At 73.3% G+C, this 13,455-nt stretch carries 10 protein-coding genes; 3 read left to right on the top strand and 7 right to left on the bottom strand.

Features of this window, described 5'->3' with window-relative positions:
• Nucleotides 1-93: 93 nt before the first annotated feature.
• Nucleotides 94-2,337, bottom strand: a complete 2,244-nt coding sequence (locus FHS13_RS08310) for a hypothetical protein (protein WP_184290070.1) — start codon at nucleotides 2,335-2,337, stop codon at nucleotides 94-96.
• Nucleotides 2,338-3,083: 746 nt separating this feature from the next.
• Between FHS13_RS08310 and FHS13_RS08305 the strand changes: the two genes are divergently transcribed.
• Nucleotides 3,084-4,058, top strand: coding sequence for an SGNH/GDSL hydrolase family protein (locus FHS13_RS08305; RefSeq protein ID WP_184290068.1), 975 nt, complete (start codon nucleotides 3,084-3,086; stop codon nucleotides 4,056-4,058).
• Here FHS13_RS08305 and FHS13_RS08300 read toward each other — a convergent pair.
• The 5 genes from FHS13_RS08300 to FHS13_RS08280 form a co-directional block, all read right to left on the bottom strand.
• On the bottom strand, nucleotides 4,047-5,204 hold the full coding sequence (locus FHS13_RS08300) for an EAL domain-containing protein (RefSeq protein WP_184290271.1): 1,158 nt from the start codon (nucleotides 5,202-5,204) through the stop codon (nucleotides 4,047-4,049). The two genes, FHS13_RS08305 and FHS13_RS08300, sit on opposite strands and share 12 nt — an antisense overlap.
• Before the next feature lie 156 nt (nucleotides 5,205-5,360).
• Nucleotides 5,361-6,599 carry a beta-ketoacyl-ACP synthase II gene (gene fabF / locus FHS13_RS08295; protein ID WP_184290066.1) on the bottom strand — a complete coding sequence of 413 codons (1,239 nt, stop codon included), beginning with the start codon at nucleotides 6,597-6,599 and terminating at the stop codon, nucleotides 5,361-5,363.
• A gap of 131 nt (nucleotides 6,600-6,730) precedes the next feature.
• Entirely contained in the window at nucleotides 6,731-6,970 is a 240-nt protein-coding gene (locus FHS13_RS08290; protein WP_184290064.1) for an acyl carrier protein, read from the bottom strand.
• Between the two features lie 50 nt (nucleotides 6,971-7,020).
• Nucleotides 7,021-7,977 carry a beta-ketoacyl-ACP synthase III gene (locus FHS13_RS08285; RefSeq protein ID WP_184290062.1) on the bottom strand — a complete coding sequence of 319 codons (957 nt, stop codon included), beginning with the start codon at nucleotides 7,975-7,977 and terminating at the stop codon, nucleotides 7,021-7,023.
• A 2-nt stretch (nucleotides 7,978-7,979) separates the two neighbouring features.
• A complete protein-coding gene (locus tag FHS13_RS08280; protein WP_184290060.1) occupies nucleotides 7,980-8,957 on the bottom strand; it encodes an acyltransferase domain-containing protein in 978 nt (325 codons plus the stop codon).
• A 221-nt stretch (nucleotides 8,958-9,178) separates the two neighbouring features.
• On the opposite strand from FHS13_RS08280, the gene FHS13_RS08275 reads away from it, so the two are divergent.
• Both FHS13_RS08275 and FHS13_RS08270 read left to right on the top strand, forming a co-directional pair.
• Nucleotides 9,179-10,399, top strand: a complete 1,221-nt coding sequence (locus tag FHS13_RS08275) for a PucR family transcriptional regulator (protein ID WP_184290058.1) — start codon at nucleotides 9,179-9,181, stop codon at nucleotides 10,397-10,399.
• 330 nt (nucleotides 10,400-10,729) lie between these two features.
• Nucleotides 10,730-11,725, top strand: coding sequence for a hypothetical protein (locus FHS13_RS08270; protein ID WP_184290269.1), 996 nt, complete (start codon nucleotides 10,730-10,732; stop codon nucleotides 11,723-11,725).
• Between the two features lie 45 nt (nucleotides 11,726-11,770).
• Here FHS13_RS08270 and FHS13_RS08265 read toward each other — a convergent pair whose 3' ends face one another.
• On the bottom strand, nucleotides 11,771-13,411 hold the full coding sequence (locus FHS13_RS08265; RefSeq protein ID WP_184290056.1) for a DUF7800 domain-containing protein: 1,641 nt from the start codon (nucleotides 13,409-13,411) through the stop codon (nucleotides 11,771-11,773).
• Nucleotides 13,412-13,455 lie beyond the last annotated feature (44 nt).

Below are 13,455 nucleotides of genomic sequence, written 5' to 3'. Positions count from 1 at the left end.
GGGGAAGGGGTCCACCGGCACATCCCCGGGCCTCGGACGGGGAGGACGCGGCCGGGCCCCGGAGCACGCGCCCCGGAGCCCGGTTCTCCGGTGTCAGTGGGCGGCGAACAGCCCCGCGTGCAGTTCGCTCGCGATGTCGTTGTCACCGCGCCGGGAGAGGCGTTCGAGCAGGGCCTGCGGGTCGACGGAGGTGTCGGCGTCGTCGTCGGTGGTACGGCGAGACAGGATCCGGAGCGCCTCCTCGGGATGGGCGGGCGCGGTGTACCCGCTCAGGTGCAGGGCGCGCGCACTGGGGGAGAAGCCGCTCATGTCGGTCGCGGGCAGCTTGCGTGCGTCGAGGCGGTCGCCCGAGACCGTGATGAACACCCGGTCGCCCGGCTGGGCCGCCTGGCGGCGCAGCAGCGGCCGCAGCGAGTCGAACGCCGGCTGGTCGCGCCAGACCAGTACCAGCAGGTCGGCACCGGGCGCGGTCAGGCACAGCAGACGGCCCGGCTGCAGGCCCAGATGGGCGGCGTAGCCCGGGGGCACCGCCACCGGTGCGCCGTTGAGGTGGTCCGCGGTGATGTCGATCCGGTGCCACCAGCGCCCGTCCGGGGCGCGGAAGCAGCGCGCCGCCATGGCGGGGCTGCCCGGGGGGACGTGCGCCGCCGGGGGCGCCGCGGGCTGCGGTGCCGGTCGCACCGGCGCGGCGGGGACATAGGGTGCCGGTGCGGGCGCCGGTCGCGGCTGCTCGGCGGGTGCCGGTGCGGCCGGTGCGGCCTGCCCCTCGGGGCGGCGGCGGATCGGCAGGCCGTTCTCGGTGGTGCTGCCCGCCTCGTCCGGAGCGATGTGGGAGTGGCTGGAGGAGGGCATCTCCACGGGGACCGAGGGATCGACGACGACCTGCCCGTCCCGCAGACTCACCCCCGGAGTACTCAGCAGCCACGCGCGCAGGTCCTGCTGGCGGATGCCGATGCGGCCCAGGCGGATACCCGCCTCGGTGACGCTGGGCGAGTCCTCCAGCAGTTCGCGGGTCTGCCAGCGCAGGCGCCCCGGGTCGTCGGCGATCAGCCAGCCGTTGTGCAGGCGCCGGTCGGTGAACAGGGTGATGACCACCCGCCACATGGGCGTGTGCAAGGTGGGGACGTCGACAGGGTGGTCGGGGTGGGCGTTGATCAGCCGGTCGATGGTGGTGGCCGCGCCCAGCTGCTCCGACAGGTCGCGCAGGTGCTTGGTGATGGCCGCGCCCTCGGGGGAGTTGAGCCAGTGCAGCAGCCGCTCCTCGACCTTGCGCTGGGCCGCCCGGATCTCGGTGACGTCCACCTCGATCTGCTCGGAGAGCACGCGGATGCTGATGGGATCGGTGGCGAAGAGGCGCTCGGCGGCGACCGTGCGCTCCAGTTCCGGCCAGGAGCGGAACATCTCCTCGATCATGTCGACCAGCGGGTGCTCCCCCAGCGCGGGGGCGGGAGGCGCCTCCTCCGGGGCCGGCGCCTTGGTCCGGCTGAAGCTGGGGCGGCGCAGGGTGCGGCCGGGGCCCAGGAGTGAGCTGCGGAACTGCGACCGGAGGTCGCCCACGCCGCTCTGGGGTGCGGGTTCCGCAGGCAGGTCCGCCGAGACCGGAATCATCGCGGCCGAACTCACCATGCCGTCGCCGGCCGGGGCGGAGGCGTTCGCGTCCTCCTGCTCCTCGGCCCGCTGGGCACGCAGGGCCCGCAAGGTGCGGATCGCCCGGGTGGCGGGGGTCTGCGGTGGTGCCGGGTCCTGCCCGGTCCCCCCGGAGGCCCCTGCCGCGGTGTCGGCACCGGTGGCGGAGGTCAGGTAGTCGAGGGCGCTGCGCACGTGTTCGGGCGCGGAGTCGGGGAGCCAGTGGGCGATGGTGCGCACGGCCTCCAGCATCAGCGCGGGGGAGGGGGTGGGTCCTCCGGGGAGCTCGCAGCAGGGCTGCAGGGCGCGCCAGGCCACGGTGCTCACCACGTCCATGACGCCGCAGCCGTTCAGCTGCCAGGTGCCGATCTCCTGCGGGGTGCTGGAGACGAGGGACTCCCAGTCGCCGGCGCAGGACAGGACCGCGCTGCGCACGGGGTCGGCCAGGTCCGCGCACTGCACGGACTGGGCCCGCAGCGTCGGCAGGAACTCGGCCAGGGGAACGTGGCCCCAGTGTTCCACGGCCAGGCGGGCGATGCCGTGGGCCAGCCAGGGCGGGCCGGCGATGTCCAGGACCCTGGAGACGGGCAACGAGTGCCACCAGCCCTCGATCAGCCGGTCGTGGTGGAGCAGAGGGGCCACTTCCGGCGACTTCGACCAGCGCAGTGCGGGCGCGAGGTCGACGAGGCAGATCGGCGAGACGGCGTTCATCCGCTGGGGACCTCGACCTCCTGGTGACTGCACGTGAATTGGGAGAGGAACCGCACGGGCCTTCGGTTCGATGCACCACAGTACGCGCTCTGCGGCCGCCTGGGGATCCGGCTCGGGAGGAGCCGGCCGATGTGCCGTGAGGGCATGGCGGACCGGGGACAGGGGTGCCGTGAGCACTTTCACGAGATCGTACGTCGCCCGGCGCCACATGGGTAGCCCCGGGTGACCAGGTCCGGGGGCGGCCACGGTGCGTCACCATCGGGTTCTCGGTTTTTCCGACACAATGCGACGGATGATGTGATTCGCCTCATGTCCGGCGGTGTGCGGTGTTCGGGATGCCGTGCCGCCGGCGCCGCGCCTCGCACGCGCGCTCGGATTCCGCAACGGGCTCGCGCCCCGGGGACAAGAGAATCCGGTACGGGACAGGCAGGGGCGACACGTCCCGAACCAGACACGGGATTGTCGTGCGCAGGTATGCTGGTCTGGCACTGTCCTCGCCCGAACACCCCTCAAGCCCTACTTTTCGGATTCTTTCGCCCGGTGGAGGCTCGACTCCGGCCGGGAGGAGGCGCGAGCGCCCCGGAAGCGCGGCTTGGACCAGGTTGCCACCCCGGCGGCCGCAGGCGTCGACGGTGTTCGGACACGCGTGCGCGACCTGTCTCGGGTCCGTACCAGGATTCCGTACCCGCACACCGTCGACGCGGGACGGTCGAGCCGGATGATGGGTAGACGTGACAGACCTTCAGATGAATCCCCCCGAAGCCGCTCCCGCGCGCAGACCGGAAGCCATCCGGTCCTACGTGGCGATCGGCGACAGCATCACAGAGGGGATGGAGGACGACAGCGGTCCGGGCGGCGCCTACCGGGGCTTCGCCGACCGCCTCGCCGAACACCTGGGCCGGACGACCCCGGACTTCCGCTACGCCAACCTCGCCGTACGCGGGCGCCGCATGCGCCACATCTTCGGTGAGCAGCTCGACCAGACCCTGGAGTGGAAGCCCGACCTCGTCACCGTCCTGGCCGGCGGCAACGACGTCCTGCGGCCGGGCACCCGCCTGGACGAGCTCGCCGAGGAGTTCGAGAGGGGCATCCTGCGCCTGCGCGACGCGGGGATCCGCACCGTCATCATCTCCGGCCACGACACCGGCTGGATCCCCGTGCTGCGCTACTACCGGGGCCGCATCGCCGTGTTCAGCATGCACATGCGCGCCACCGCCGAGCGCACCGGCACCGAGATCGTCGACATGTGGGCCCTCAACGCGCTCACCGACCCGCGTGCCTGGAGCGAGGACCGCCTCCACCTCAACGGCACCGGACACCAGATCGTCGCCGCCCGCATCGCCGACCTCCTCGGCTTCCCCATGGGGCCGCCCGAGGCCTGGAGCGATCCCTGGAGCACGCCGCCCCAGCAGCTGCCCGCCATCCTGCGCCGCCGCGAGAACCGCCGCTGGGCCCGCCAGTACCTGGTGCCGTGGCTGCGCCGCCGTGCCATGGGCCGCTCCTCCGGTGACGGCCTCCTGCCCCGGCGGCCCCGGCTGGACTACGTCCACGACGAGGAGACCCGGGCCCGGATCGCCCGTGAGATCGAGGAGGGCCGCGCGCCGGCGCCGGACGAGGCGGGCAGCACCGAGGTGTCGATCAGCAGCCCCTCGGGCACCAAGGGACCGGAACCGCGCGACCAGGGCGCGTCCACGGCCTCCGGCGGCGGGTCAGCTGCGTGAGAGCGAGCCGATGAGGTCGCTGACGCGCACCACACCGAGGCACTGGCCGTAGGCGTTGGTCGCGATCAGGTCGTCGTAGACGCGCTCGGTGTCCCGGCCCGCCACGCGCAGGGCCGCCAGTGCCGACATCCAGGCGGGGACCGTGCGCGGCGGCTCGGCCAACCGCATCGCCGGGCGCTTGGCGTGCAGGGCGTGCCCGTAGCGCCCCGTCACCGACAGCAGGAAGCGGGTCCGGTCGATCATTCCGACCGGCCGCTCCCGGTGGTCGACGAGGACGGCGCTGTTGAGCGCCGGGTCGTCGGTGAAGGCCTCGAGGAGCTGCTCGGCGGTGGCATCGGCGTCGAACCCGACCGGGGGCACCAGGAACTCCGTGACCCGGGGCCCGGCGTCCTCCTGCCCGCCCCGCTCCACGGCGGGTTCGGGCACCGGGGTGACTCTCTCGCCGGGCCGCCAGGCGTCGGTGGCGAAGAAGGGGCCCGTCCCCACCCGCACACCGCAGCCGCGCAGCCGCACCACGTCGTCGGCGGAGCCCACCCCCGCCGCCATCGCGTACACGCCGCTGCCCCGGCCGATCCGGGCCAGGCCCTCCACCACGGTGGCGTGCCGCTGGTCGCCCGCCACACCGGCGACGATCCCCGGGTCGATCCGCATCAGGAAGGGCGCCGCCTCGACCACCAGGTCGGGCCGCACCATCGCGGTACCGAAGCCGCAGCGGAAACCGGCGGCCCGCAGCCGGGACACACCCGCGGCCAGGGCCTTGCGGGGCAGGCCGGCCAGCTCGGGTCCGAGCATGAGGGCGATGTCGCGGGGCCGGCGTCCGGCCCGGCGCAGCAGGCCCTCCACCAGGGCCACGAACTCCTGTCCGCCCATCAGCGTCCGCGCGGGCAGGGGGAGCACCAGAGGCAGGAGACTCTCGGTTCCCGAGGCCTCGCGCACCAGGGAGATCAGCCATTCGGCCACCACCTCCGTCTCCTGGCGGGTCACCTCGCGGGTGCCGCGGCGAGAGGCGGAGGGAGCGGGGGAGAGGACCTCGACGGCCACGACGGCACCCGAGTCCAGGTCCACGATCGGCCGGTAGCCCAGCGGGGGCCGGGCGGGCACCGGTGCGGTCGGACCGGACACCGCGGGGGCAGGGGAGGAGCGCATGGTGGTCACGCCCCCATGGTGGCGGGGACAAGGACGCACATGAAGCCATGTCGCCACTTGTTCAACCCGAGTTCACCGGTCCCGCGGTTCCTCCGCCCGGCCCCGGACACGAACGCGGCGGCGCCCCGCCAGGGGCACCGCCGCGTTCGTGTCCGGTCAGGCGCGCCGGAAGACCAGGGCGATGTTGTGGCCGCCGAACCCGAAGGACTCGTTGATCGCGGCCACGTCGCCGGCGGGCATGTCCCGGGGCTTGTCGCGCACGATGTCGACGGCGACCTCGGGGTCCAGCTCCTGGATGTTGACGGTCGGCGGGATGACGCCGTCGTGGAGGGCCTTGACGGTCGCGATCGACTCCACGGCGCCCGCGCCGCCCAGCAGGTGGCCGGTCATGGACTTGGTGGATGTCACCGCGACCCGGTCGGCCGCGGCATCGCCCAGCGCGGCCCGGATGGCCCGGGTCTCGCCGACGTCCCCCGCCGGGGTGGAGGTGGCGTGGGCGTTGACGTGCACCACGTCCCGGGGGGCCAGGCCGGCGTCGTCCAGTGCCAGGGTGATGGCGCGGGCCTGGCCGGTGCCCTCGGGGTCGGGCTGGACAATGTCGAAGGCGTCGTCGCTGTAACCCACACCGGAGGCGTGGGCGTACACACGGGCCCCGCGGCGGGCGGCGTGCTCGGCCGACTCCAGGACCAGGATCCCGGCGCCCTCGCCCATGACGAAACCGTCGCGGTCCTTGTCCCAGGGGCGGGAGGCGGTCTGCGGATCGTCGTTGCGGGTGGACAGCGCACGCATCGACGCGAACGAGGCGATGTTGAGCGGGTGGATCGCGGCCTCGGTGCCGCCGGCGATCACGATGTCGGCGCGGCCCGCGCGGATCATGTCGACGGCGTTGGCGATGGCCTCGGCGCTGGAGGCGCAGGCGCTGACCGGTGCGTGGGCGCCGGCACGTGCGGTGAACTCCAGGGCCACGGCGGCCGCCGGGCTGTTGGGCATGAGCATGGGCACGGTGAACGGGGAGACCCGCCTCCAGCCCTTCTCACGGAAGTTGTCGTACTGCTCCAGGATGGTGAGGATCCCGCCGATGCCGCTGGAGACCACCACACCCAGGCGCAGCGGGTCGACCTCGGGCGAGCCCGCGTCGGCCCACGCCTCCTGGGCGGCGATCAGTGCGAACTGCTGGGTGCGGTCCAGACGGCGCAGCCGGGGCCGGGGGAGCTTCTCCGACGGCTCCTGCGCGATCTGCCCGGCGAAGTGCACGGGAAGGCTCTCGTGCCATTCCTCGGGCAGCATGCTGATCCCCGAGCGGCCGTCGAGGAGCGCGGACCATGTGGTCGCGACGTCCCCCCCGAGCGGGGTGGTGGCGCCGAGGCCGGTGACGACGACATCGGTCTTGGACATGATCCGTTCGCCCTTCGTGGGTCGTTCCCGGCTGCGGGACCGGGAGGCTTGGCGGATGCTGGGGCGGTCCGCGGTGCGCACCGCGGTCGGCGGCCGCCGGGGCAGGGGTGAGGGCCCCGGCGGCCGATCGGTCACTTCTGGATGAAGTTGACGACGTCCTGGACCGTCTTGAGGTCCTTGAGCTGCTCGTCGGGGATCTCGACGCCGAACTTGTCCTGGGCGGCGACGGCGATCTCCACCATGGACAGCGAGTCGATGTCGAGGTCGTCCACGAAGCTCTTCTCGGGGGTGACCTCGGAGGGGTCGGTGCCGACGATCTCCTCGATGATCTCGCCGAGGCCCTCGAGGATCTCCTGCTCGCTGTGAGCCATGTCGTGTTCTCCTTGATCGGTGTTCGAAAAAGTCGGAAGCCGTCCGTCCGTCAGGGGATGCGGATCACCTGTGCGGCGTAGACCAGCCCGGCGCCGAAGCCCAGGGTGAGGACGGTGCTCCCCGACGGGAGCTCCCCGCGTCCGATCATGCGCGAGAGCGCCAGAGGGATGGACGCGGAGGAGGTGTTGCCAGCGGTGACGATATCGCGGGCCACGAGAGCCTGGGGCGCGCCCAGCTTCTTGGCGATCGACTCGATGATCCGCAGGTTGGCCTGGTGGGGGACGAAGGCGGTGAGCTCGGACGGGGCGACCCCGGCACGCTCGAGCGCCTCCAGCGCGGTCTTGTACAGCTCGGTGGTGGTCCAGCGGAAGACCGCCTGCCCCTCCTGCCAGAGGTACTTGTGCTCGCGCAGGTAGATCTTGTCGGCGCGCTCCCCGGCGGATCCCCACACGACCGGGCCGATGCCGTTGTCCTCGGAGGCCGAGACCACGGCGGCGCCGGCGCCGTCGGCGAAGATCACACAGGTGGAGCGGTCGTCCCAGTCCACCCAGTCGCTGAGCTTCTCCGAACCGATCACCAGCACGTTGCGGGCGCTGCCCGCGCGGACCATGTCGGCGGCGATGCCCAGCGTGTAGCAGAAGCCCGCGCAGGCCGCGTTGACGTCGAAGGCGCCGGGAGCCCTGATCCCCAGCTTCGCGGCCACGGTGGCGGCGGTGTTGGGGATCTGGTCCTGGACGGTGCAGGTGGCCACGATGACCAGGTCGACGTCCTCGGGGGACAGACCGCTCGCGGCCAGGGCCTTGCCGCCCGCGGCCACGGCCATGCTCGCCACGCTGTCCTCGGGCCCGCCGATGCGGCGCTCGGTGATGCCGACGCGGCTGCGGATCCACTCGTCGGAGGTCTCCACCCGCTCCGCCAGGTCGGCGTTGGTGACGACCCTGGAGGGCTGGTACTCGCCGAAGGCGCGGACCACCGCACCGCCGGGAGCACTCGGGGAACTGAACATGGCTAGCCTTCCTGGACGGTGCCCGCCGGAGTGCCGGCGTGCTCCTTGACGAGGGCGGTGGCGCGGTCGATGTCGTCGGGTGTCTTGACCGCGAGGAGTTCGACACCGCGCAGCGCCCGCCGTGCGAGGCCGGTGAGCGTGCCCGCGGGGGTCAGTTCGACGAGAGCGGTCACACCGAGGTCGGCGAGGGTCTGCGTGCACGCGTCCCAGCGCACGGGGGAGGAGACCTGGGAGACCAGGCGCTCCAGGTAGCGGGCACCGCTGTCGACGACCGCGCCGTCGGCGTTGGAAAGAATGCGCACCACGGGGTCGGAGGGGGACAGGGAGGCGGCTGCGGCCCGCACCCGCTCCACGGCCGGGGCCATGTGCTCGGTGTGGAACGCACCGGCCACCGACAGCGGGCGCAGCCGGGCCCGCGCGGGCGGGTTCTCGGCGAAGGCGGCGAGCTGCTCGACCGTTCCCGCGGCGACGATCTGGCCGGAGCCGTTGTCGTTGGCCGGGGTCAGGCCCGCGGCGGCGAGGGCCTGCAGCACCTGCTCGCGGTCACCGCCGAGCACCGCGGTCATCCCGGTCTCGGTGCGCGCGGCGGCCTCCGCCATGCCCCGGCCGCGCTCGGCGACCAGCGCCAGCGCGTCCTTGGGCGTGAGCACCCCGGCGACGGCGGCGGCGGTGAACTCGCCGACACTGTGTCCCGCCACGACGTCCACGTGGGACCTCTCGGCGGGCAGCGCGGGGGAGGGGGAGGACAGCGGGCCCAGGATCGCGGAGGCCGCGGCCATGCCGGCGCCGACCAGCAGCGGCTGGGCGACAGCGGTGTCACGGATCTCCTCCGCGTCCGCGGTGGTGCCGTAGCGCACCAGGTCGAGCCCGACCACCTCCGACCACGCGGCGAACTGCTCGGCGAGGCCGGGCAGCTCGAGCCACGGGGAGAGGAAGCCGGGAACCTGGGCACCTTGGCCGGGAGCGACGATTGCAAGCACGAGAACCACCTTGCCCTGTAGGAGATCGCCAGTCGGATAGGGAGTCACACGAAGTTCGACCGGCGCCACTTGTAGATACCCTACAAAATGATGTCATTGGCGCGTCCGGAACCCGAAAACCGGTGAGGGCCGTCACGCGGTGGAGGTACAGTCCGTCCCGCCGTGCCTGCCCACGGTTCCCGGTGCACGAACACCCCGAGGCTCCTACGGAGGGACACGGTATGCATGAACGGAAGGCCGAGCAGGTCCCCGCCGATCCGGAACAGGAGCGGATCAGGGCCGAGACCGTGCGCCGCCTGGAGCGCTCCATGGGCGCCCTCGGTACCGCGGCCGTCGCGCGCATGGAGGAGCGCCTCGCCTGGTTCCGCCGCATGTCGGCGCAGGACCGCTCCTGGATCGGCCTGGTCGCCCAGTCCGGTGTGGCCGCCTTCGTCGACTGGTTCCGCAACCCGGGGCGCGGCCGTCCCGCCGTCACCGTCGAGGTCTTCGGCACCGCGCCCCGCGAGCTCACCCGCTCCGTCTCCCTGCAGCAGACCGTCGACATGATCCGGACCGTCATCGAGGTCGTCGAGGGCCAGGTGGACGAACTGGCGGCGCCGGGCGGTGCCCAGCAGCTGCGCGAGGCCGTGCTCCGCTACACGCGCGAGGTGGCCTTCAGCTCCGCCAAGGTCTACGCGCGCGCCGCCGAGGCCCGCGGCGCCTGGGACGCCCGGCTGGAGGCGCTCATCGTCGACGCGCTGCTGCACGGCGACCGCGAGGACGGCCTGCAGACCTGGGGATCGGCACTGGGGTGGGCACTCACCCCCGTGATCGCGATCGTGGGGAGCCTGGGCGGGGAGGACGCCGGCAAGGTCCTGGACGACGTGCGCGCCGCGGCGCGCCGCCTGGGCCACGACGTCCTGGCCGGAACCCAGGGCAGGCGCGTGGTCGCGGTGGTGGGTGTGGGCGACCGCTACCCGGTCGGCGAGCTGCCCCGGGCCGCCGCCGAACCGCTGGCGGGGCTGTTCGGACCCGGCCCGGTGGTGGTGGGCCCCGCCGTGCCCGAGCTGCGGTCGGCCGGGGCCTCGGCGCGGGCCGCGGTCAGCGGGCTGCGCGCGGCGGCGGCCTGGCCCGACGCACCGCGCCCGGTGCTCGCCGACGACCTGCTGCCCGAGCGCGCCCTGCAGGGTGACACCGAGGCGCGGCGGCAACTGGTGGAGGACGTGTACACGCCCCTGCTCGGTGCGGGGTCGCCGCTTCTGGACACCCTGACGGTGTACCTCGAGCACGCCTCGTCGCTGGAGGCCACGGCCCGGATGCTGTTCGTCCACCCCAACACGGTGCGCTACCGGCTCAGCCGGGTGGCCGAGCTCACCGGGCACACCCCGTCCGACGGGCGCGGGTCCTTCGTGCTGAGGATCGCGGTCGCCCTGGGGCGGCTCTCGGAGGAGCCGGGGGCCTGAACTCGGCAGGGGAGTGACCGAAGTCATGCGGCTCTGCCTGCCCGAAACCTCCTGTCGCCGCGTTCCGGTGGAACTTGCAGCGTAATCTGATCGTTGTCAACAGTGCGACGGCCCTTATCGGGGTTTCACCCGGATCGGGTATGTCTGAGGCTGTCCGCATGTGCCTGAACACATACGGGACGGGCTAACTTTGTCATGGGTGGTGAGCAGAGGGACCGCGGAGGCGAGGACATTCCGTGCGACGTCCCCGCCACCGCCGCATCACGACGTTCTTGGGGGGTCAACGCTGTGGCCGAGCGACCTTGGTCGTGGTCCCGGATGGTCAATTCGGTGACCGGTTTCGTTCTTCAACCCACACAGGAGGGCGAACTCCGCAGACGGGTGCTCTTCTGGCTGCCTTCGCCTCTCCTGGCCATCGGGCTGGTCGCCCTCGTGGTGGGCGGCGGCTTCTCCGCCGCGGGGTGGACCATTCTCCTGGCCTCCAGCGTGGGCGTGGGCACGCTGCTGCTGACACTCGTCGTCCAGCCCACACCGCTGCCGGAGGGGCTGGCGCCGCCGGTGTCGGCACGGCGCTCCCTGCACCGCTTCCGGCAGTTCACCCACCTGCGCCTGGCCCTGGCCCTGGCCACCGTGGTCATCGGTGCCGCGGCCTCGCTCGTGGGCGGCGGCCTGTACCCCGTGATGGCCGCCGCGCTGCTGGCCTGGCCGCAGATGCTGCTGGCCATGCCCACCTTCTTCACCATCACCAGGGCCCGCCGGGCCATGGAGGCGTGGGGCACCACCGCCTACCTGTGGCACGCGCTGTCGCGTCCGGCCAAGGTGACCTGGCCGATCGTCACGCCCGCGGTGCGCGCCTGGCGCGCCCAGCAGGTCGAGCGCTCCCGCGAGTCGATGCGCCGCAAGCTCGAGGAGAAGGCCTGGCGCAAGGCGGTGGACGAGGAGAAGGAGAACTCCTCCCGCGAGGACGGCCGGGACGCCCAGGAGTCCTCCTCCATGGAGCGCACCACCCCGATCCGGCCGCTGGGCGGCGCCTCCGCCGACGAGGCGACCGAGGTGCTGCCGCACCTGTCCGCCGGGGCCGGGGAAGACGTGAAGGACGCCGGTGAGGACGGTGACGGGAGCGAGCGGCCCTCCGCGGAGCTCCGGCCCACCGCCGTACTGCCCCACCTGGGCGCCGGGGACGCGAGCGGCGACAGCCCCCGGGCCACGGTGAACCGGGCGGCCCGCCGGCTCTTCGAGCGCGGCAGCGGCGCCCTGGACCTCGCGGTCCGGCGCACCCGCAGGGGAACGCAGTCCGTCCGGCGCCCCGAGTCCAGCAAACCCTGAGTCCGGTCTCCGGGCGCGCCGCGGGTACGGCGCGCCCGAGCCCCCTCAGACGGGGGACTCCACCAGAACACCCGGCAGGGCGTCGGGCCCGCCCACCGGGGCGTGGTACCAGCGGGCCCGGGCGCGCCGACCCTCGAAGGACACCTCGCCGATCGTGTTGCCGAAGTGGGGGCGCCCCTCCAGCCGCCAGCGCAGCGGTGGCCGGGGCACACCGGCGAGGAACGCCATCACCCGGCCCGCGATCCGCACGGGCGCGCTCGCCGAGAGGGCGGCGGTGCGGCGCAGGCCGGGCGACAGCTGGTTGCACAGCGGCGAGGACACCAGCTGGGTGATCCGGGAACCGCCGCCGTCACGGTGCCGGGCCCGGGCCAGGTAGGAGAAGTGGACGTCCCCGCCCAGGAACAGCACCGTGGCCGGAGCAGGACCCCGTTCACCCCGTGACAGCTCCCCGACCGCCGCGGACAGGCGGGCGAACGAGTGGCGGAACGCGCCCCAGTGCTCCAGGTCCAGGGCCTGGCGCAGGCGCTCCCCCGGCCCGCGCGGCCACCGGCCCCACACGCCCGCGCACACCGCCTCGTTCCAGGCCTCCAGGTGGTGCACCGCCGGGGGCAGCAGCACCGGGACACCCGAGACGACCACCACGTGCTCGAACCCGCCCGTGAGGTTCTCGTCCAGCCACGCGTGCCCGGCCGCGCCCAGGATCGACCGGGAGCCGCCGGAGGGGTCTCCCTCACCCAGGGCGCGCCCGCAGCGGCTGTCGGTCATCAGGACCCTGACCCCGCCCACGTCGTGGCGGTGGCTCCACAGGTAGCTCTCGGGCTCCTCGTGCGCCCGCAGGGCGAACGCGTCCACCTCCTGCGCGGTGTCCGCCTCCGCGGCGCGCACGCGCACCCACAGCGGGTCCTGCGCGCGGTCCCCGGGGGAGAGGTTGCCCAGGTGCTGGTACACCCAGTAGGCGCCCAGGGCACTCGTGACCCTGGTTTGCCACCACGGAAGCCGGTCCATGTCGCGCCGCCAGGCGGCCGACGTGTTCCAGTCGTCGCGCACGTCGTGGTCGTCGAACACCATGAGGGTGGGCACCGTCGACAGGAGCCAGCGCACCTGGGGGTCGCTCCACGCCTGCCGGTACAGCTCGGCGTACTCGCCGTAGGTGACGACCTCGTCCTCGGGCAGACCCCCGGAACCCTCCCTCGTCTCGCGCAGGAAGGCCCGCATCGGCTCCTGGACCTCGTCGGCGTAGACCTGGTCGCCGATGAGGAGCAGGAGCAGGTTGCCGTCGACGGGCTCGCGGGCCAGGCGGCGGGCGGTGGCGCGCAGCAGGTCCGGGCCGTGGCGGACCACGCCCTCGGGGGTGTCGCCGGTGGGGGTGCGGCACGACCCGTACAGCAGCTGTGTGGGCGCCTGGGGATCGAGGGTGCGCAGGATGCTGGGCGGCGACCCCGGCTCGGGCCAGACCTGCTCGTCGCCGAGCAGGACCTCGTAGGACAGATGCGCGCCCGGAGGGAGGTCGGAGAGCTCGCACACGGCGTAGTGGTGGCCGTGCACGGTGAAGGTCCGGGCCGAGGCCCGCGTGCCGTCCTCCGCGCGGACGGTCACCCGGCAGGGGGAGTCGGTCTCCACCCACACGGTCGCCGTGGTCTCGCCCGCATGGCGCAGCAGCGGACCCAGTCGCAAAGACGCGGTCACCTTTTTCCCTCCTTTCGCCCAGGTTCGCACATGTAGGGGACGAG

Origin of the sequence: Nocardiopsis algeriensis, from assembly GCF_014203695.1 — a bacterium.
GTDB lineage: Bacteria > Actinomycetota > Actinomycetes > Streptosporangiales > Streptosporangiaceae > Nocardiopsis > Nocardiopsis algeriensis.
This window is presented reverse-complemented; position numbering and strand designations above follow the sequence as displayed.